A 20,849-nucleotide genomic window follows, 5' to 3' on the forward strand; every position below is an offset into this window, starting at 1 on the left:
CTACCCTGTGCTAGTTTTTTGCGCTAATTCGAATAAGCTATAGGCGATAAATGCAGATGAACAATAACAAGACCCCGCTGCCGATACACGTCAAGAATACTCAAGGCTCTAGCCTGAGTCTGGATCGCCGCCAGCTGCTTCAAACCGGGGCTTTAGCTTCGCTGCTACTGGCGGGCAGCGCCAGCCGGGTTTATGGCGCCAGCGATGAGTACCCCATCGCCACTACCCGCAGCGGCAAAATTCGCGGCAACAGCCAGCAGGGCATCAAGGTGTTTCGCGGTATTCCCTACGGCGGTGATACTGCCAAAACCCGCTTTGCCCCCGCGTCACCCGAGTTGCCCTGGGAGGGAGTGCGCGACGCGCTGGACTACGGCGCCGCTGCTCCCCAGCGCGGCAACGAGGAGGCGATGTCGGAAGATTGCCTGTTCCTGAATGTCTGGACCCCCGCCCTGCGCGACGGCAAGCGGCGCCCAATCCTGTTTTACATTCACGGTGGCGGTTACGACACCGGTTCCGGCGCCAGTGGTTTGTACGATGGCACCAATCTCTGCCTGCGCGGTGACGTGGTGGTAATCACCGTCAACCATCGCCTCAACGCCTTTGGCTATTGGTATTTGGCGCAATTGGAGGAACGCGGGCTGGGCAGCCGTGAATTTGCCGCCTCGGGCAATGTCGGCCAGCTGGATTTGATTCAGGCGCTGCAGTGGGTCAAACAACATGCACCTGAGTTCGGGGGCGATGCCGCAAACATTACCCTGTTTGGCCAATCGGGCGGCGGCGCCAAAATCGCCAGTTTGATGGCAACTCCCGCCGCTGCGGGTTTATTTCACCGCGCCTTCACCATGAGTGGCCAGCAAGTGACGGCCGCTGGCCCGCGCGCTGCCACCCAGCGTGCGCAGCTGTTTCTGGATACGCTCAAGCTATCGCCCAAGCATCTGGCGCGCATAAAAAACCTGCCGATGGAGGACATTATCGCTGCGACGCTCGACACCAAAGACCCGTCGCGCATTGAAAATAATCGCCTCTACTTTGGCCCGGTGCTAGACAACCATGTGCTGCACCAACACCCCTTTTACCCGCAAGCGCCCGCGCAATCGCGCCATATCCCCATGGTGATTGGCAATACGAAAGATGAAACCCGCGCCTTTCTCGGCGGCGATCCCAAAAACCACAACCTGACCTGGGAGGAACTGCCCGTAAGGTTGGAAGTCAGCCAGTATTCCGATGTTAACCCGCTGGTGGTAATCGACACCTATCGCCAGCTTTACCCTCACTACACGCCCTCGCAGGTATTTTTTGCCGCGACTACCGCCGGCCGCTCCTGGCCCGGTGCGATACAGGAAGCCGAAGCCCGCGCGCGTCAGGGCGCACCGGCCTATGTGTATCAATTCGATTGGGGTTCTCCGCTCGACGACGGCAAATGGGGTGCGTTTCACTCAATCGATATCGCCATGGTGTTCGACACCATCCATCACCCACAGGCGCGCACCGGTCACTCGGCGGCGGCGCAAAAGGTGGCCAATCAACTGAGCGAGGCGCTGATTGCCTTCGCCAACACCGGTAACCCCAGCCACAAAGGCATCCCGCGTTGGAATCCCTACAGTTTGGAAAAGCGCGAAACCTTGGTGATTAACGAAACCTCGCAATTGGTCAACGACCCGCGCAGCGGCGAACGCAAACTCTATGCGCAAGTACCTTTCGTACAGCGGGGGACTTTTTAAGTGAGGGGTTTTCTTATAGTCAATTGACATATTTGCCGGTTGGATAAATATTATGCACAGCTGTTAAAGCTCCTTTAACAGCGGCTTGCCCACATAATAATTTCTAACGAGGTCTCAAACATGCAATACCCCACCATCCTGAAATCCTTGCTGGCGTTGTCCGGCATTGTTCTGCTGCCTTTAGCTTCTCAGGCACAAGAACTGAACCCCAATTATTTTTATCTGATCAAAGGTGAGCTGATTAGCCGTAGCATTTCACTCGGCGACCCCACCAATTGGAGCACCGGCATAACAGGGCGGGAGGGCAAATCGGCCGGCGGCAAAGTCGAGGTAGCGCCCACCAGTTTTAAAGGTGAAGGTGATGCGATTCAAATCACCTGGTCGCCGCGCAAAAAAATGCAGGGTAATTTTGCGCTCTACGGCAACCCGATTGATCTATCCAAATTCAAAGACAGCGCATCACTCACCATCGATATGCGCGTGGACGTAAAACCCGATAAAAACGTCAACATCGGCCTGGACTGCGGTTACCCCTGCCGCGCCGACTTACCCATCAACAAACTCATTAAAAGCATGCCCAAAGGTGAATGGTTCAGCATGCCGCTACCACTCAATTGCTTCAAAAGCGACAACTTCGATTTAAGCAAAATCAATGGCCCGTTCACTATCGCCACCGACGGCAAATTCACGGTGAGTATTACCAATATCCGTTTGGAAAAATTGCCCGAGGGTGAGAAGGGGTGTGTGGAGGAGTAAGCTCTAATGCGTATCCCCTCGAGTGGAGGGGATACGCAAAAAGATTTTTATTCGGATTGCGCTACTGTCCAGATCCGCATTAACGGCAGGTCGGCTTTAATTTCATCGTCCAATTTTTCGTAAACCAAAAATAATTGCTCCAATAGTTCCTTTTGACTCCATAAGCGCACGCGGAAAAAACTGGACGCTAATTCTTTTTGCACATTGGATCTGTAACCGCCCCAGGCCACAAACAAGCCCTGAGTTGCATTGAACTTGGTCATAGCGCCCATCAGCTTATCAACAGTTGGACGATCTACTAATCCATCACCGGATTTCACTTCAACGCAAATACGTTGATTACCAAAACCCATTGGGCCATCGCCAGCAAGAATATCCACCCCACCATCGGCGCCTTCAGGGCTTTGCCAACAGGTGTAACCTTGAGCTTGCAATATCGCAGTCACTAGTCGGGTAAGTTGATGCCCTTTAAATTTACGCTCGATCAATTTTACAATTTGCGAACGCCCCAGCTCTTCCAAATCTGTATCAACCTGCTCGTCAGTCGCGTCCAACTCATTGGATTCGTTGGTATGGGCAATAAGATCCTTAACCGATTCCGCTTTCCACCCGTTTGTTTCCATTTGTGCTAAACGCATTTCAGCGTTGTTGCGAGTAATGCGACACACCGTAAGAAATGCACCGAAGCTATAAAGTAAATCCTGCGAAAAATGGGAGCGCGGCACAGCATCAGGCAACCATTCCACACTGCGCCAGTGATAGAACGGATTAGCGGCATCCGCTTGGTGATGATAGCCGGAGGTGATTTTTCCGATATAAATTACCGGCTGAAGCTTGGAGGGTAATATGATGCGATCCCCTACCTGCATATCATGCGCAAACGGCCATATTTGACTGGCGTGATTCACCAATTTTCTGGGCTTAGCTTCAGCATCCAAACTGCTCAACGTTTTGATTAAGGCATCACGTGCAGGTAATTTATCTAACGGACTATTTAAATAATCCCAAGTTAAATAAATGCGATTTTCCTGCAGGAATTTTTGTTCATATTCGCCGTGAGAACCGGCCCTGACCAACCAGACTGCCATTACTTGCTCCTATTATTCAAAACTAGCCTAACTCTATAGCAGGGAGTGACATATTCTTAACGCGAAATAACATCGTTTTTATTTCACTATGCTCCATATTTTCAAAACTGATAAGCGGTTCATTTACACCGGCCTTACTTGCGTCGGGTTCAGCGCTTTCAGGAAGAATAATATTGAGCATTGCTTTCTTTTGTGTCGCATCTACCGTGGCGTAGATCTCATGCCAGAATGTTAAATAAATGTAATGGTTTAACATTCCGTCACTTTGGTAAATAGCAGGATATACACCTTTCAATAAGGTAACTGCATTATGTATTCGAATAAGTGTTCGTGGGTTATGAATATCGAAATGTTCAGAGCACTTAACAAAGAACTCATACTCTTCATTATTACTTTGTAAATAGCTCTCTGTTCTGTCATAAGCTTCTTCGGCCTCATCAACAAAATCAGTAAAATCAAGAATTTCTTCGGGCACCTGGGGCTTCTGGCTTTCAAGAATAATTTTCTTCACAGGCTCTTCATTAATCTTTTCATGCTTTTCCACCGCAGCATATAAACGTGCATTAATAAACTGGTTTCTATTTAATGCAGAGGGATTATCTAAGGTAATAGTTATTTGTAGGACTTTCCCTAAAAAATCTCTAGCAAGCATCCTGCCAGCTTCCTCTGACAACCCGCTGCGCTGCGCCATATAGCGAGAAGCTACTGCCTCTATCAAAACATCTGGGGCGACAGCAAGGAGTATGTTGACGCAAGGAAGATCAACAATGAGCTGTATTGCCTCCAGTGTTTCAATAATTTTCTTATCCGAGCAACGATCCAAATCATCAATCACTAATATGTATGTATGTTTATGATTGATTGTTTTGCCGAAGGCCTTTTTTACAACTTGCCAAAACGATAGAGGGTATACAGACAACAAACAAAAAATTTGTTCCCGAATAGCATGCCCCAAACCTATATGTTCTTTAAAATTAGGACGTTTAGCCAGTTCTTTAAGCTGGCCTGTAAAGGGATGCTTTAAGTATGAAATTACAATGGAGAGTAAAGCAGGCAGTGAGATAGATAGCGCCGCTAAAGCGCCGTACTTCAGTTTAAAATCTTCAACTAATCCGGGCAGCGCAAAACCTAAACAAAAAGCAGTAACTATCGCAACAAACACAAACTCTTTAATTAACTCTGCCTTGGATTGCAATATTCGAGCTTTATAGCTGAGCAGAACTTGACCCAAAAACCCCTGCGCACCATACAAATCATTCACTAATTGCTGAGCTATTGAAGCGGACATACTATTGCTGTGTTCTGCCTGCCACGCATTAAATTCTATAAAGTTTCTACTGGATGTGTTCTCGTATTTGTCTCGCAGCATTTGAATCACTGAACTCTTACCGCTACCCCAATGACCAAATAGAGCAATAATAAGATGGTCTTTTGTATCTCGCTCGATCAAGCCTTTTAATATATCGACCAAACCTTTTCGGCCAAGCAAATCGACTTTAGCTGGTTTATCCTCTAATGGGGTTACCAAATCACTTTTTTTAGGGATGTCGTTTTTAACTGCAGTCCTATCCCGCTCTAGCAAAGACTCTTCAGTTTCTATTAATGGTTCTTCTGTCTGAATATCATAATTAACTATTCCCCCTAATTCACGATTGAAGAGTTTCTGATTCCCCGCCAAGTCCCACACATATCCAACATATGAGTCTTCACTCACGCGCATAACACGTGATATAGCCTGAGTTAACGCCAGCTCACTAGGAAATTTTCGCAGTAAAACCAAATCAGTAAGCTTAGGAAAATCAATACCGAGGTATAAGTCCACGATAATTGCAACAGAATAACGGTTCTCCACATTAAATCGGCGCAACAAATCTGAGGCTGAAGGAATTTTTGAATGTATTAAAAGTGGCTGTGTTGAGCCAGAAACACGCTGAAACACCTCATAAACTTTTTCAGCCTCGGCAATACTGTTACAAATTACAAAAGATTTACAATTAGTCGTATAAGCTACTTTTTCTATAAATTCCTGAAGAATCTTAGGAATTAGAGAAATACTTTCTTGGTTATTGGTGTCTACCTGCGGGCATACCCGGTACTCTACTGGCCGCAAATACCCTCGAGACAACGCCTCAATAAAGGAATATTCGAAAACTGGCTCACCACTAAACTTTTCAGTTCGGCTATCGCGATACGATGAGAGAAACAATTGCTTACTTTTTGAGAGAAATCCAAAAGCTAATTGTGAACGTAGAGCTTCAGGCATCCCCAAATCAAAAGAGACCACTAAACCATAAGGCCTATCTTGCGTTTGCCTAATTGCTCCATCTAAATTTTGCATCAAAGTAATTTTGACGGGTGCATAACTTTTTCCAGCATCATTTCTACTCACAATCCCTGCAAAGCCATCCCCCATATCCTCCATAAACATGTGCAATAACTGATCAGCTATGGAAGCTCTATCAACAATTACTAGCGTGAGAGAATCTCGTGAAAAACGCTTTACTAACTCGATCAAAATTTTGAATTTACCAAGACCAGCAGCCAACACAATAGAAGCTCTGTCACTCCTTAGAAGATGCGACTCCGCTGCAACAATAGCTTGCTCTTGATAGTCTCTTAATGAGCTTTCGATTCTGTTAGCCACGACATTTACTCCTTCAATACTGACATTATGAGCTTTACGTTTTTAATTTCCGCTTTGGCTTAACCACCGCTTCCCGCTCCGCCTTAACCCTCTCCAACAACGCCGCTGCCGAATTTTCCCCCGAAATTAATTCCGGGTTCTGCGCGCGCCAGTCGGCGGTGAGTTCACCCCGAAAGGCTTTGGCTAAAATACTTTGTGTTAAATGATTCACCCGCGCCTGCGCGTCTTTTACGCGCTGTTCGATTTGGTCGGCGTAGGCGAAGAGTTGTTCTACGCGGCGAACGATTTCGGTTTGTTCTTCGAGTAATGGAAGAGCAACAACGCAACTCTTTATATGTTCAGATCCAACATTTCCCTGATTTACACCGCCAGTCTCACCCTTGAAAAACTCATCTAAGAATATTTTTGATTGTAAGAATATTAATAAATATCTAGGCATTACTACGCTCTTATCGGGAATTATTCTGCCCACACGCTGATTTATAAGAGTTTTAAGATTTTTTGGCACTAAACATGTAAAACCATAATCTCTTTTATATTTAGTGCCAGTCATCGTAATCAGAATATCCTCAGGGTCTGGCATATATTTTTTATGTAGCTCAGCAATATTTTCATCTACAAAAGCTGGTGACGCATTCAATCTTAGCTCGCCATTTTTTATATTCCCTAGCTTCAATACTTGGCAATCACCAACACCAGAAAACCACTCACTCTTAAATGCAAAGCCATTTTGGAAACTTGTAATTTCACCAAGAGCTAAATTTCGCCAGAGAGGCGCGCCATTCTGCCCTCTCCACTCCTCCGTCAACCTCCCACTAACCGCAGCCGCAAGCACCGACTGGCGGAAGCGTTTTAGGATGTTGGGGATGGCGTCGAGGCGGGTTTTTAGTGTGTCTACCTGCGCGAGAAGTTCATCCAGTTTTTGGGCGATTTGTTGTTGTTCGGCGAGAGGAGGCAAAGCAATCTCATGCTCTTTAATTAAAGCCTGTGAAATATTTGGTTGCGCTCCTCCCTTGCCTTTTGCGATAAAATTATCTTTTTCATTGCAAAGCATGTAATACAAAAACTCTGTAAAAGTAATTCCCTTTATTGGATTACCCACGCCACAAGCCTGATTAGTCGTGGTGTCAATTCCCAATATCGAGGTTTTGCCGATAGTTGCACCGTACATTGCGATAGCAACTGAACCTTTTGGGAAAAATTTTGCACTCGAATTTGCAACAGCTTGCTCTGTAATAAATTCACTTGCTTGGGTTAAAACTTTTGGACCTAAGTCTCCTGTTTTTACCCAAGGAATATTACCGCCATAATAACTTTCAGTTTTTCTTGATGGCGTGCCACCAGCCCCCCAGTCAGCAATTTCACCAAGCGAAGTTAGCAACCAACCTTTTGGTAAGTCAAAGTCAATCACACCTTCACCCCATCACCCAAACCCAACACTTCCGCCAACAAATCTTTCTGCACCTTCGCTTGATCCCCCGCCCCCAATGCCGCGAGCAATCCATCTAACTCTCTCAACGCCTCCGTTAATTCACTCATCGCCTCCGCTGCCAATACATCTGGCTCGGGCAAACTCGCCGCATCGACTGAGTCGTTATCTTTTAGCCATGAAATATCCAGCGAGTCGCCTTTGGTATCGCGGATGTAATCGCGGGTGAATGAACGCCAGCGGGAATTTTCCAAATTGAAATCCGCATCCTGATCCATAAACGACCATTCGCCTTCGGTGCGCTTGCTTGTACCGTCTGCTTTTTTGCCAAAGACTTTTTCAAAGGGTTTTAAATGTTGCTCGCCAAAAGGGGTACGCTTACCAAAGTTGCTCATGTTGGTGCGCAAGTCATACACCCACACATTTTTGGTACAGCCTTCTTCTTGTTTGGGGTTTTTCTCGGTGCCTTTGGTAAAAAACAACACGTTGGTTTTTACACCGGCGGCGTAAAAAATACCGGTGGGTAAACGCAAGATGGTGTGCAGGTTGCATTTATCCATGAGGTCGCGACGAATACTTAAACCTGCATCAGTATTTTCAAATAACACATTGTCGGGCAATACCACGGCTGCGCGACCACCGGGTTTTAAAGTGCGGTAAATATGCTGCAAAAACGCGAGCTGTTTGTTGCTGGTTTTGTAGGTGAGATCGTCGCGCGTAATACTGGCTTCGCCACCTTTGGCGGTGCCAAATGGAGGATTGGCAAGCACTACATCCACTTTATGTAAACTCTTACCGGTATCACCGAGTGCGTTACCCAAATGCACTACGCCTTCGTCATCGCCTTCCATGCCGTGCAATAAACAATTCATTAATGCGAGGCGGCGGGTGCTTGGAACTAATTCCACACCGATAAAGGCGTTGTGAATTTGAAAGTCGCGATCTTTTTGCTTGAGGTCGATTAAGTTGTCAGTTGCATCGCGAATATATTTATCCGCTGCAATTAAAAACCCTGCCGTGCCCGCTGCCGGGTCTTGAATGGTTTCACCTGCTTGCGGTTTGATACAGCGCACGATGCTGTCGATTAATGCACGCGGGGTAAAGTATTGCCCGGCGCCGGATTTGGTTTCGTTGGCGTTTTTTTCTAACAAGCCTTCATACAAATCACCCAAACCATCTTTCTGCGCGCTAAACCAATCGATACCATCCAGCGTTTTAATTAATTGTTCCAAATGGCGCGGCTCGCGCAGGCGGGTTTGGGCATCGTTGTAAATCGCAAGGATTAATGGATCAGTAACTACCGGTTTACCTTCCAAATCTTTACCGGTAGACAGCGTAAGCAATATGCGTTTGTAGTCGTTTAATAAATTCAAACCCGACTTCGCATTCAAATCGCCCCAGCGACACCCCTCGGGCAATTTGTGTTTATTCAGCAAACCCGCTTCGGTATTTTCAAATTCCATTTTGATAAATAACAGCAAGACCAATTCAGTGACGTAATCGCTGTAGTTAATGCCGTCGTCGCGCAGTACGTCGCACAGGTTCCAGAGTTTTTGGACTATATCGTTGTTGGTCATGGTCATCTCGTTAGTTGTTTAACCCCCTCCCAGCCTCCCCCCTCAACAGGGGGGAGGAGTTTTAGTTCCCTCTCCTGCGAAGGGGGAGGGTTAGGGTTTTGTTTACAGTTTCGCTAGCAGTTCTAAGCGCTCAAAAATAATCTCTTCTCTGCCTGAATCGTTGTCGGCAGTAGATTGCACCAAATAGTTAATTTCAGGCATTTCAAGCAGCAGGGTAAATGCGTTGGCCAAATAGGTTTTTAACTCGGGTGCTAGTTGCCTCACTTCGGTTAGTAATTCTTCGCGGCCATCGACCAAATTTAAAATATCCTCCATATCGCGACTGGCAAGTAAATCGCCATTGCCGCGACCTTTAAACGCTTCGAATTTGGTGGCGAGAAAATAGCCAGGTGTTACTAAACGGATAGTGATTCCGTTATCTATTGGGTAGGGCTGCGCGGTCGCCAGTGCATCGCTATACCACTGATTTGAGTAACCTAATACATTTTCATCATCGGGCATAAAGTCCACACACAAACTGCCCAAGCGGAACCGGCAATTGACTTCATCTTCCATTGATATTTTGAAACCACGCGCAGTCACTTGCTCACTGAATTTGTGCCAACCTGTGTAGCCCAATACGTGAATAATTAAATCTACATCTTCGGTGTAGCGCACTTTTTCTTTGGTGAACTCATCGGTAATGTGCAGGCCAGTGGTGCAGCCACCCACAAACGCAACTTGGCTTAATAAATCGCTACCAAGCTGCTGGGCTACCTGCTGAATCATAAAACGGTGGGCGTTGTAACGGCTCATAATTGCAATTCATCATCTAATAACTTAACAGCTAACTGGGTTTCACGAGCATTACCCAGGCGAATTGCGTCAGCCAGCGCTAGCAATTTGTAAAGCTCAGGATCTTGTTTAACCGCTTTAGGGACTGATTTAAAAAGCGGTTGAATGGATTGGCCTTTTTGATTACCAGTTGGATCTGGCCATACATTAATCACATCACCAGCAGACATTAACTTTCCGGCCATAACCGGAGCCGCTAGCGATGTAGGTATACCACGCATGATTTTCCCTGGTTCGGCAGGAAACACATACTTTAGCCCATGCACAATAAACTCTTTAAGGGCACGGTTATTTGCTCTCGGGAATTTTACCTTACGGTCTAATGATGCCAAACCTGCATTAAACGAGCGTTTTAGCGATGCACTGATTTCGCTTTTACTAATGCCGGTCATTGCCTCAAGATTTCTAACGCTGTACCGATCCTTTGCTTGAACAGTTGGCGCTATATCGGGGACTTCATCACTTAGCTCCCACCCCTGCCATGAACCGCTGGACCAGTATTCTTGTGCAGTGGCTAACAATGCCCCTCCCTCAAGGCCAAGCTGCAACTCATGCTGCTCCAGCTTGTATAAGGACACCAGTTTTAAAAGAAGTAGAATGTCTTGACTCTTCATGATTGTTGCTCTATCTATTGTCCTTTGTTTTAGGACAGAGGACAAAGCTTCATCTTCCAGTATCAGCACAGCAATGATATTTGCACTTCTTAACAAATAGATAAGTTAGCCCCACAACTCCGCTGCTAACTGCCCCAACACCTGATTCAACTGATTATCCAGCAACTTATCTACCCGCTTAGCACCACCTTCCTGAGCAAAGGCGCTGTTAACAAAGCCCTGATCGATAATAACTTCATGCACTAACTGCTTACCCAGGCGCTCAAGACATTTGCGCTGCGGGGGCAACCAACAGTGTGAGGCGAGGATTTTTTGCAGAGCATTGTTTACACGCTGATCAAAGGGAATTAATGGCTCACCCAAAGCCGCTTGGCGGATGTGGCCAATAATGCTGGCGGCAATTTCCTGATTGGTGCTGTTGCGCCATGCGGCTTTGAGTTTGGTCTCGCTGTAGCCGTTGTTATCCAGCAGCACTTTGATTTCTTTGAGTTGGTCGCGGGTCAGGTCTTTAGGTTTATTAACAACCACCGCCAGTGCTGCCGAGTGGTTGATATTATTTTTAATAAAATCGTTAAAGCTGAGCAGGTAATCCGCAGGCTTTTCATTTACGCCAAAGTTTTGCTCGCGCGTTAAAAACTCATCGCGCCCTTCATAAATAATCGGCCTATGTTCGCTGCCCAGAATAAACTTCACTTCATCGACTGATTTGATAAAGCCGTTGTTGCGGCGCATAAATTCTGCCGCCTGGCGTGGGCCTAACTCATGCAAGTGCTGATGCAGTTTTTGCGGCGCAACGCCCCAAAGGTTTTCCAGTTCATCCAACTTTTGTTTTAACTCGGGTTTGGACTCTGCCGCTTTATGCGCTTTACGCATGACGCGCATAATTTTCTGGCCAAGCTCTGCCAATACATCTTGCGCATGGCTGGTATCGGCTTGCACACCGGGTGCATTTAAACCTTTCTCAAGCGTATCGGGATTAGTCAGTTCATCAACCAACTGTTCGAGTGTGATATTGGGGTCGCGCACCAGCGGCTTCATGGTGCTGACCGATTGCAAGGCAGCGTATATATCCACCGGGTCGTAAATTTTAAATACAGTTTTGCCAATGTCATCGGCACGGCGTGTGGCACGGCCAATCATTTGCTCGTACAAAATACGTGATTTAACACGGCGCAGAAAAACCAAATGACAAATTTTTGGAACATCTATACCCGTTGTTAACAAATCTACGGTAATGGCGATATTGGGGTAACGTTCGTTTTTATAGTTGCGAATTAACTGATCTACCTTGTCGCTTTTGCCAGTAATTTTACGCACGGCGGCTTCGCTGTAGCTGCCGTTGTGAATTTCTTTAAAGGCTTCATCTAACAAGCGTTTAACCATATCGGCATGTAAATCGGTTGCACAAAAGATCATGGTTTTTTCATCGCCAAAGGGATCAAGCTCTTTGGCGAGCTGTTCGCAAATGACTTGGTTAAAGCCTTCGGTAATCACCTTGCGGTTAAAGGCTTCCACATCAAAATTGATTTCATCTTCCAGCAAGGCGGATTCAATTTCGCCTGTATAGGTATTGATCGCACTGACCGCCGAACCTTTATCGAGCTTAATGCCGTTTTTACTCAATAAGGTTTCATAGCGAATCGGCGGTTCATGGTCGATCAACCAGTCGTCGGCCACGGCTTCACGGTAGGAATAGGTATAAACGGGTTTACCGAAAATCTCGCTGGTGTGTTTTGCAGGTGTGGCGGTTAATCCGATTTTAACTGCATCAAAATAGTCTAGTACGCGGCGATAACTGGAAAGATATTGCGCAGCATCGCGCGTGGCTAGTTCGCCCTCCGTCATTTCCTGGTCAAGGGTATAACCACGGTGAGCTTCGTCAACGATGATGCAATCGTAGGCATCAATTGTGGGTGGGTTATCCGAGGCAAACAAACGCTTTACCATCGCCTGCACGGTAGCCACCTGCACGCGCGTTTCCGCTTCGGCGGCCATATCGCCCAATTCGGCGATGTTGTAAATCGAGGAGAGGGTTTTGTTTTCTTCAAGCTTGGCTTCTTTAAAGGAATCCAATGCTTGATTTCCCAAGGCTGTGCGATCCACCAAAAACAAAATGCGTTTGAAGCGCTCGGCTTTTAGGAAGCGATATATCAAACCGATAATGGTGCGGGTCTTTCCGGTACCGGTTGCCATCGCCAGCAGACAATTACGCTGGTCGTTGGCTAGTGCAGACTCAACAGCAACAATCGCTTTTTCTTGATAATCCCGCAGCTTGAGGTAAGTAAAACCTTCGGCTTTTAATTTTTGTTCGGCAAGTTCACGGCTGCGTTTTAATTTATCCAACAAGCCCGCCGGCGAATGAAATTTTTCCCGCGGCTCGGCAATATTGGAGGGCTCGCGCACATCCCTAAACCATGTGCCCGATTGTTCCTTTAACTGTTTGACAAATGCACGGCCATTGCAGGAATAAACAAACGGAATATGAAAATGGCCTTCGGCAGCATCAGGCCAGGCGATGGTTCTACCCTGCTCCGCCCAAGCAGGCATCAGCGTTGCATCCATTTTAAAGCCGCGAGAATAACGTTCGGCCTGCGGAATTTTACCGGCGACGTTTTCGTTTTCGCGCTTTGCTTCTACTACGGCAATGGGAATTAGCCCGGCAAACAACACATAGTCTGCGCGCTGACCTGCCGTTGTGGGCCATTCGGCAATCGCTTTGTTCTTACCTTTTTCCGGGCGCGCGCCCTTTTTGTAATCCAGCTCTTGGGTATCCGCCTCCCAACCAGCCTCAATTAATTGCTTATCTATAAAAGCACGGGTTAATTCCTCATTCAACGAAAGCATAGAACTCGCTTTTTGCGTTTTTTGGCTTACTTGCACCACTTGTTGCTGCAAGATTTTTTGATGCTCAGCTGACTGAAGGGCAAGATCATCTTGCAGCTGCTTTATTCGCGCTTCAAATTCTTGCTGCTGGGCGATAAGCCTCTTTTCAGTATCTTGAGCTAGCTGTTTGTATTGACGAGCTTCAGCATCCATCTGCTGCGCCAGCACTTCATATTCTTCTTTTTCGCGCTGCAACAGTTCTTGCAGTTGAGTGTTGCCGGATGCCTGCTGATTCGTTGCTGTTAATTGGCTTTTTAACTGCGCAATGTGAATCTGCAGCTCACGCAATTCGATTGAAGGATCTTTAGGAGCCGCAAACGGCGCTGGCTTAAATGCAGCGCCTTGCTTACCAAATGCACGCTGGTACCAAACAGCCAGCTCGCGCGCGGCACGCATACCGGTAATAGCTTCTTTGTGGTGGGTTTTAAATTGGTGAGTCGCTTTATTGCCTTCCACTCTTAATAAGTGGAACAGCTCCAGCACATTAGGCTCCAGGCGAATCTCATGGCGAATTTGCTGCAGTAACTCCAACTGCGTGGTGCGTTCATCGAAGCGAATATTGCAGCGCGCGGCCAAATCCTGAGCTATGGCTTCACCCAGTTGGCGCAACTTAATCAACGTAGTGTTAGGATCACTGATGAAAGAACGCTCAGCCGCTGCCGCAAGCTGTACAAAAACGGGGTCATGTTCTTGGAGAAAATCAAAATTGGTCGATTCAGGGCTGGAAGATATCAAAGGTCAAACTCCATTGATGCTCGCCAGTGGGTGGGGTATTTACCCAAGGGCTAATGATTCCTCAATTATGCCTGATCCTTGCTACTGTACGAGTTGCCATCACCTGTTCCTTAGGTGCGCTGTACCTTAACAAGATTTTGAAGACTGGCAAAGCAGTGTGGGGCGATTAGTTGAGCTGGCTGCGAACTGATAATATCGACACATAAAAAAAGAGGCCGCAGTGGCCTCTTTTTTTATTGCGCATTTAAGCGCACAAGGAAGAATAATTCGCGCTGAATTATTTTTTAATACCTTCCACATGCAATTCCAATTTCACAGTTTGTGATGCTGGGCCTAAATCCATTTTGATATTGAAATCTTTCATGTTGATTTCGGTTTCGCCTTCAAAACCGGCGCGGTAGCCGCCCCATGGGTCTTTACCTTCGCCGACTTTATCCACTTCGATGGTGATGCTTTTGGTCACACCATTCAGGGTCAGGTCGCCGATGATGTCGAATTCGTCTTTGTCATCGCCATCCACTTTGATTTGTTTGCTGACAAAAGTGGCTTTGGGGAATTTTTCCACGTTGAGGAAATCCGGGCTGCGCAGGTGTTTGTCACGCTCGGCGTGGTTGGAGTTAACACTGGTGGTGTCGATAGTGACATTGATAGTGCTGGCTTCGGGTTTGGCTGGGTCGTAGGTGAACTCGCCGGAGAAAGTGTCGAAGCGGCCAGTCAACCAGCTGTAGCCTAAATGCTTAACAGCAAAGTTGATGGAGGCGTGGGCGCCTTTGGCGTCAATTTCATAGGTGTCTGCCAAAGCGGGCAGGCTCATAACGCCAATGCTGGATACGGCGAGGGCAAGCAGGGATTTTTTTAACATAGTAAAACTCCTTTAGGGTTAAACGGTTGTCGAGCAATAGTTAATTAATGATCTAGTCACACAGTGTTGCAAAATTATTTTTTCACCGGCTTGAGCATGCGCACCAGTGTGCGGTCGCGTACTACAAAGTGATGTACCAGCGCGCCGGCGACGTGTAATACCACCAGTGCAATTATTCCCCAGGCCAGGTATTCATGCAGTTCACCTGCAAGGTCGACCTGGTCGGCGCGGAGTTCGGCAAGCGCAGGAAAGTAAATCCAATCAAATAAACTGGCGGGTTTGCCTTCCGCGGTGGTGATGAGGTAGCCGCTAATCAACACCACAAAAATCGCCAGATACAGGCCCCATTTGACCAGTTTGGCGGCCATGAGTTGCACCGGTTTATCGCCCAATGCGACGGGGGTGGGATTGAGCAGGCGCCAGGTGACGCGCGCCAGCATGAGCAGCAGCACAATCAAGCCGAGGCTGATGTGCAGTGCCGGGCCTTTGTGGTACCAGTCGTCGTAATAACCCAGCCCGGTCATGTAGATACCCAGGCCAAATAAAAACAAAATCAGCAGTGCGCTGAGCCAGTGGATAACAATTGAAATCAGGCCGTATCCGGCGGAAGAATCCTTGAGCATAGGTGCCTCTGGGGTGTGCTTTTATTCAAGATAACAGCAAGCCTTGCGAATTACAGCAGCACCTAGTCTAGCCCCGAAGTGCGACACTATGGCAATGGTGCTGTGTAAATCCCGCTTTACACTTAAAAGTGTTTTTATATCAAAGTGTTAGGGGAAATTCAGGCAATTGTGCAAAGACTGTAAAAGATCATTTGATCAGTTTTTTCGTTCTTTATGATTCAAATTTCGGGGGATTCAATCGGATTTTTACGTGCTTTTGAGCACTGGTCGCTTTTGCCCCTGCTCGTCAATGGCGACATAAACATACTCGCCCTGGGTGACCTGCAGTATGTTGTGGGTGAGGAAATCCTTGATCCAGACTTCCACTTTGACGCGGATGGAGGTGTTGCCTATGCGCAGGGTGCTGGTGTAACAGCTGATGATGGCGCCCACTGGCACCGGGCGCATAAATACCATGCTGCCCACTGCCACTGTGGCCACCCGCCCATGGGAGATTTCATTGGCGTGGATGGCGCCGGCGATATCCATCTGCGCCATCACCCAGCCGCCAAAAATATCGCCAAACGGGTTGGTATCGGCGGGCATGGTGATGGTTTGCAGGGTGAGTGTGCCGGTAGGGTTGGTGGCGGGCTGCATCCTGTGTCCTCGGATATTGATAAACAGATTGGGTGAGTATAGCGGTTGAATAAAAAACGGCCCCGGTGTGTGCCGGAGCCGTGCAGGTTGAACCCAAAGCCGGTTGGTGTTACGGCGTGATGGCGATAACACCGGGCACTGCCGTCCAGGTGTTGCCAAAGGCATCGGTCAGGGTGAGTTCCAACAAGTAGCCGCTGTCGCTGGTGGCTGGCAAGCTCAGCGTGCGGTTCAACTCGCCCACAAAGAAGAACTGCATTTCCTCATCGTCACTGCTGCTATCGGCAGTGAAGGTGCCGTTAAAAGTTTGATGGGTGATGGTGCCATCAATACTTTTTACGCTGACTTGTCCGGTCATGGGGAATGCATCAAATCCGCCGTAGGCCATGAGTGCCAATTCATCGGTGGCGGGGTTATAAGTGCCGGTGACGATTGGTTGGTGGAATTCCACTTCCAGCGTTTTCATCACCACTTGCTGGCCGTTGTCACTCTGCTCGTCGGCATCGAGGTTGCCGTCAATGCGCGTGAGTTGCATACCGTTATCCGGTTCACCGGATTGCGCCAGCAATGAGGCGAAATTAAATATTTCAAATTCGCCGCCGCAGGGTAAATTCAGGCGATAGGCACCTTGCGCGTCGCTGTAGGCAAAATCAAAACCCCAAATAATTTCTTCATTGGGTGTCCCTGATGGCGTAGAACCGTATACCAGATTCCGTGTTACCGGTGCTCCGTTTTCATAGAACACGCTGCCGCTCACCTCACACAATTGTGGGCGAACCAATTCCAGTATTTGCACCGCGGTGTCATCGCAATTGCTGGAAAGGGTAATGGTTTTACTGACGTAACTGAATTCATCCTGATTGAAAAAAATCACCTCAGCTTGCAGGTCGGGGTTGATACTGGATTGCGAAATACGCACGTGCGCTTTGCCATCGCTATCGGTGGTAAAGAATGTCGAGGCGAAATTAAAGTCGCTGTCATTGTCCATCACCAAACCGTTAATGCCCGCGAGTGATTGCCCTTCGGGATTTTTTATCTGGATCTGCGCGCAGTAATCAATGGGTTGGCTAAAGGCGAGAGGGTAATCCAGGTTCCACCACTCCCGTTGGAAGATGGAATTATCAACGAGGGCAATCAAATAAAAACTTGTGGTATCGCATTCAAACACACTTTGTGTTGCTGCAACTTGTTGGCCGCTGCTGGTAAATACCGTGCCGTGGCCGATGGAGTCCCACAAACCCGAGCTGGAATTGTATGTATAAAGCGGCACCTGAAAACCATCGCGTGCGCTGTCGGCATCACCCAGGCTTTCGAGTAATTTGCAGCTCTGTGCGGGAATTTGGTATTCAATCATCACCGGCTCTTGGGCCAAGGTTTTTTGCGCACCGCCCAACTTGGCTAATTTTTGTTGCCGGGCTTTGTGCATTGCTACCGCCAGCGTTTCATTGCTGTTGGTTTTGATATCGGCAAAATTAAAACCGACAGAGGCCAATTCATTGCCATCAGAATCAGCGTAGGCGCCGGGGAAAAATTCCGCATCGTCCGGATCATTGGGGTCAAAGGTGCGCACCGCAACTTCCAGCGAGCTGGTGTCATCGGGCAATAAGGACTGCGGAATATGAATCAGCAAACTGTTGCTCTGCTGCGCATCGTCGCCGCTGACTTGTACATTAAAACCAGCCAGTTCAATACCGGTAACGGTGGTTGCATTGCCGGGCACAATGGTTTGCACTGGCACCGCTTGCAATTTGGCATCGAGGTTAATGACTTCAGTTACATCCAACCGGCGCGCGTAACTGGTGTAACCGGGATAATTAATAGTGACAGCTAAACGGGTGGCATCTGCTGCGCTAAGGTCGGCATTAAAACGCAATTGTTCACTCAAGTTATAACTGCTGGCGATGGGGGTCGCCTGCGTCAGTGAATTGTCTTCGGCATCCAATAAATGCATTTCAATGCTGACCAGATCTGCATCCAACTCAATGCTATTGCCATTGGTGTCAAAACCGCTAATCGCCCCGTTTACTTTCACGCTCAGGGCGATGGCAGACGAGGAGCTGGTTGAGCTTGAACTCAAGAGTGAACTGGATACGGATACGGCACTGCTGGATGAAACAGCGAGAGACGTTGTTGATGAATTAGCGACCGAACTCACGGGTGTACTGCTCAGTGAGCTGGAACTGCGATTGGGTTTGTCGTCGCTGCCACCGCCACCGCAGGCGGCTAAACTGAGTGCAACAAGTGCTGCGCTAAAACGCATGAGCGTTAACATGGTAGTTCTCCTTGTAATGAAAAAAATCCTTGTTTAGCCGCATTTGCGACTAAACCAGAAAGAATGCCAGTGCAAAATAAAGTGGCAAATGGTCGCACAGCGCGCGGGTGGGAGTTGTTAAAAAATGTGTTACAACTGCGCCGGTAACCAGGTCACTAACTCCGGCCAGAGTGCCATGACGCAGAGCAACACTAATTGCAGGGCAATAAACGGAATAACGCCGCGATAAATCGCACTGGTGGCAATGTTGGCGGGTGCAACGCCACGCAAATAAAACAGCGCAAAACCAAAGGGCGGGGTGAGGAAAGAGGTTTGTAAATTCACCGCAATCATAATGCCGAGCCAAATGGGATCGACACCCATAGCGAGCAGTACCGGTGCCACAATCGGCACTACTACAAAAATAATTTCAATAAAGTCGAGAATAAAACCCAGAACAAACATCACCAACATTACCAGCAGCACGGCGGTAAAAACGCCACCGGGCAATTGGCTGAAAAAGCCGTGCACTAATTCTTCGCCGCCAAAACCGCGAAACACCAATGAAAATAATGACGCGCCAATGAGAATCATAAAAATCATTGCGCTAATTTTGATGGTGGATTGCGATACCTCGCGCAGGCGCTGGAAGCTCAATTGTTTTTTCGCCAGTGCCAGTAAACAGGCACCCAGTGCGCCCACACCGGCCGCTTCAGTGGGGGTGGCGGCGCCGATTAAAATCGAACCCAATACCAAACCGATTAATAACAATACCGGCAGCAAACTCAGTAACACCCGCAACAGGGAAACTTTCTCTTCCTGCGCATCAATGACCACGCGCGGAATAATCGTGGGACGCAGCCAGGCGGTGAAAAAAACGTAAAGGATGTAGAGCACCACCAGGGCGATGCCCGGTACTATGGCGGCGACAAATAAATCGCCCACCGAAATAGTTTTGGGGTTGAACACGCCCAGTTTTAGTTGCGCTTGTTGATAGGCACTGGAGAGCACATCGCCGAGTAATACCAGTGCGATGGAGGGCGGAATAATTTGCCCGAGGGTGCCGGTGGCGCAAATGGTGCCGCAGGCAAAACTGGGTGCGTAACCGCGTTTGAGCATGAGCGGCAGCGACATCAAACCCATAGTTACTACCGTCGCGCCGACTATGCCGGTGCTGGCGGCCAGCATGGCGCCCACCACAACGACTGAAATGCCCAAACCACCGGGCAAGCGGCCACAGGCTTTGGCCATATTTTCCAGCAGGTCTTCGGCGAGGCGGGATTTTTCCAACACCGTGCCCATAAATACAAACAGCGGCACGGCTACCAAGGTGTAGTTATTCATAATGCCGTAGAGGCGTGCGGGAAAACTTTTTAATAAATTCGGATCAAATATGCCGCCCACGATACCCAGCCCGGCAAATAGCAGCGCAACGCCGGCAAGGGTAAAAGCAACCGGGTAGCCAAACATTAAAAACACACAAATAGCTGCAAACATCAGCAGCGGAATTAATTCAATCAGCATGCTGGTTGCTCCCCGATCTTGTCCACATTGGTTGGAGCCATATTCATCAAAACCAACAAACTGCGCAGCAATTCAGCGATGGCTTGTAAGCCCACACTCACTGCCATGACTGGCAATAGGGTTTTTAATAAATACACGCCGCCGATACCGCCTGAGTCGGTGGAGCCTTCGTTAATTCGCCAACTTTCCTGCACAAATTCCAAACTGCCCCAGCCGATAAATATCATCACCGGCAAGGTGAACAATAAACTGCCTAAGACTTCCACCCAGGCGCGGGAGCGCGGCGACATTTTTTTATGCAGTATGTCCACGCGCACATGGCCATCGTTTTTTAAGGTGTAGGCCGCGCCCAGCATAAATACCGCCGCGTGCATATAAGTCACCGACTCCTGCAGGCCGATGGAGCCAATATCAAAGCCGTGGCGCAAGCCCACTACAATCGCGGTGACAATAACCATAATGCCGGTCAGCCATGCGGTAGTGGTGCCGGTAAATTCAGCGATGGAATCGAGCAGGCGGATAAACCAGGGGGATGTTGGCAGTGCGGGAGAGGAGATGGTCATGATGAAATTTGTTATCAGAATTGTGTGGCGGCGATTATACGCATTGCGCTTATAGTCGCCGCCATTTTTTATGGCCTAGCCTCCCTGCTATGGCCATGTTTTAGCGGTTGTT

Annotated in this window: 15 protein-coding genes; 2 read left to right on the top strand and 13 right to left on the bottom strand. The window is 48.2% G+C overall.

From position 1 onward, the window contains the following. Positions 1-56: 56 nt before the first annotated feature. A complete protein-coding gene (locus tag NNX04_RS15345) occupies positions 57-1,721 on the top strand; it encodes a carboxylesterase/lipase family protein (protein WP_261946360.1) in 1,665 nt (554 codons plus the stop codon). Between the two features lie 120 nt (positions 1,722-1,841). Continuing rightward, positions 1,842-2,477, top strand: a complete 636-nt coding sequence (locus tag NNX04_RS15350; protein ID WP_261946361.1) for a putative glycoside hydrolase — start codon at positions 1,842-1,844, stop codon at positions 2,475-2,477. A 47-nt stretch (positions 2,478-2,524) separates the two neighbouring features. Here NNX04_RS15350 and NNX04_RS15355 read toward each other — a convergent pair whose 3' ends face one another. The 13 genes from NNX04_RS15355 to NNX04_RS15415 all read right to left on the bottom strand — a co-directional run bounded on the left by NNX04_RS15355 (position 2,525) and on the right by NNX04_RS15415 (position 20,737). Continuing rightward, positions 2,525-3,565 (bottom strand): restriction endonuclease, encoded by a 1,041-nt coding sequence (locus NNX04_RS15355; RefSeq protein WP_261946362.1) that lies wholly within the window; start codon positions 3,563-3,565, stop codon positions 2,525-2,527. A gap of 22 nt (positions 3,566-3,587) precedes the next feature. Next, positions 3,588-6,209, bottom strand: a complete 2,622-nt coding sequence (locus NNX04_RS15360; RefSeq protein WP_261946363.1) for a P-loop NTPase fold protein — start codon at positions 6,207-6,209, stop codon at positions 3,588-3,590. Positions 6,210-6,243: 34 nt separating this feature from the next. Continuing rightward, positions 6,244-7,620, bottom strand: a complete 1,377-nt coding sequence (locus NNX04_RS15365; protein ID WP_261946364.1) for a restriction endonuclease subunit S — start codon at positions 7,618-7,620, stop codon at positions 6,244-6,246. After that, complete coding sequence (locus NNX04_RS15370; RefSeq protein WP_261946365.1) at positions 7,617-9,215, bottom strand: class I SAM-dependent DNA methyltransferase; 1,599 nt, start codon at positions 9,213-9,215, stop codon at positions 7,617-7,619. Before NNX04_RS15370 ends, NNX04_RS15365 begins: the two co-directional genes overlap by 4 nt. A gap of 102 nt (positions 9,216-9,317) precedes the next feature. Further along, positions 9,318-10,010: a hypothetical protein gene (locus NNX04_RS15375; RefSeq protein WP_261946366.1), complete on the bottom strand. Its 693-nt coding sequence runs from the start codon at positions 10,008-10,010 to the stop codon at positions 9,318-9,320. Continuing rightward, positions 10,007-10,663, bottom strand: coding sequence for a hypothetical protein (locus NNX04_RS15380; protein WP_261946367.1), 657 nt, complete (start codon positions 10,661-10,663; stop codon positions 10,007-10,009). Before NNX04_RS15380 ends, NNX04_RS15375 begins: the two co-directional genes overlap by 4 nt. 105 nt (positions 10,664-10,768) lie before the next feature. Continuing rightward, on the bottom strand, positions 10,769-14,281 hold the full coding sequence (gene hsdR, locus NNX04_RS15385) for a type I restriction-modification system endonuclease (RefSeq protein WP_261946368.1): 3,513 nt from the start codon (positions 14,279-14,281) through the stop codon (positions 10,769-10,771). Positions 14,282-14,558: 277 nt separating this feature from the next. After that, positions 14,559-15,143, bottom strand: a complete 585-nt coding sequence (locus NNX04_RS15390) for a YceI family protein (RefSeq protein ID WP_007638776.1) — start codon at positions 15,141-15,143, stop codon at positions 14,559-14,561. A 74-nt stretch (positions 15,144-15,217) separates the two neighbouring features. Next, positions 15,218-15,766, bottom strand: a complete 549-nt coding sequence (locus NNX04_RS15395; RefSeq protein ID WP_007638774.1) for a cytochrome b — start codon at positions 15,764-15,766, stop codon at positions 15,218-15,220. A gap of 246 nt (positions 15,767-16,012) precedes the next feature. Further along, positions 16,013-16,402, bottom strand: a complete 390-nt coding sequence (locus NNX04_RS15400) for an acyl-CoA thioesterase (RefSeq protein ID WP_007638773.1) — start codon at positions 16,400-16,402, stop codon at positions 16,013-16,015. A gap of 109 nt (positions 16,403-16,511) precedes the next feature. Beyond that, positions 16,512-18,671, bottom strand: coding sequence for a hypothetical protein (locus NNX04_RS15405; RefSeq protein WP_261946369.1), 2,160 nt, complete (start codon positions 18,669-18,671; stop codon positions 16,512-16,514). 129 nt (positions 18,672-18,800) lie between these two features. Further along, positions 18,801-20,174 carry a TRAP transporter large permease gene (locus tag NNX04_RS15410; protein WP_261946370.1) on the bottom strand — a complete coding sequence of 458 codons (1,374 nt, stop codon included), beginning with the start codon at positions 20,172-20,174 and terminating at the stop codon, positions 18,801-18,803. Next, positions 20,168-20,737 (bottom strand): TRAP transporter small permease subunit, encoded by a 570-nt coding sequence (locus NNX04_RS15415; protein WP_007638768.1) that lies wholly within the window; start codon positions 20,735-20,737, stop codon positions 20,168-20,170. The genes NNX04_RS15410 and NNX04_RS15415 overlap by 7 nt, the downstream gene beginning before the upstream one ends. Positions 20,738-20,849 lie beyond the last annotated feature (112 nt).

The organism is Cellvibrio sp. QJXJ (genome assembly GCF_024452345.1).
In the GTDB taxonomy this organism is placed as follows: domain Bacteria; phylum Pseudomonadota; class Gammaproteobacteria; order Pseudomonadales; family Cellvibrionaceae; genus Cellvibrio.

Bases quoted from the DNA above. Each gene is read 5' to 3' on its own strand.
- NNX04_RS15345 (WP_261946360.1), top strand. From the start codon at position 57: ATGAACAATAACAAGACCCCGCTGCCGATACACGTCAAGAATACTCAA.
- NNX04_RS15350 (WP_261946361.1), top strand. From the start codon at position 1,842: ATGCAATACCCCACCATCCTGAAATCCTTGCTGGCGTTGTCCGGCATT.
- NNX04_RS15355 (WP_261946362.1), bottom strand. From the start codon at position 3,565: ATGGCAGTCTGGTTGGTCAGGGCCGGTTCTCACGGCGAATATGAACAA.
- NNX04_RS15370 (WP_261946365.1), bottom strand. From the start codon at position 9,215: ATGACCAACAACGATATAGTCCAAAAACTCTGGAACCTGTGCGACGTA.
- NNX04_RS15375 (WP_261946366.1), bottom strand. From the start codon at position 10,010: ATGAGCCGTTACAACGCCCACCGTTTTATGATTCAGCAGGTAGCCCAG.
- NNX04_RS15380 (WP_261946367.1), bottom strand. From the start codon at position 10,663: ATGAAGAGTCAAGACATTCTACTTCTTTTAAAACTGGTGTCCTTATAC.
- NNX04_RS15390 (WP_007638776.1), bottom strand. From the start codon at position 15,143: ATGTTAAAAAAATCCCTGCTTGCCCTCGCCGTATCCAGCATTGGCGTT.
- NNX04_RS15395 (WP_007638774.1), bottom strand. From the start codon at position 15,766: ATGCTCAAGGATTCTTCCGCCGGATACGGCCTGATTTCAATTGTTATC.
- NNX04_RS15400 (WP_007638773.1), bottom strand. From the start codon at position 16,402: ATGCAGCCCGCCACCAACCCTACCGGCACACTCACCCTGCAAACCATC.
- NNX04_RS15405 (WP_261946369.1), bottom strand. From the start codon at position 18,671: ATGTTAACGCTCATGCGTTTTAGCGCAGCACTTGTTGCACTCAGTTTA.
- NNX04_RS15410 (WP_261946370.1), bottom strand. From the start codon at position 20,174: ATGCTGATTGAATTAATTCCGCTGCTGATGTTTGCAGCTATTTGTGTG.
- NNX04_RS15415 (WP_007638768.1), bottom strand. From the start codon at position 20,737: ATGACCATCTCCTCTCCCGCACTGCCAACATCCCCCTGGTTTATCCGC.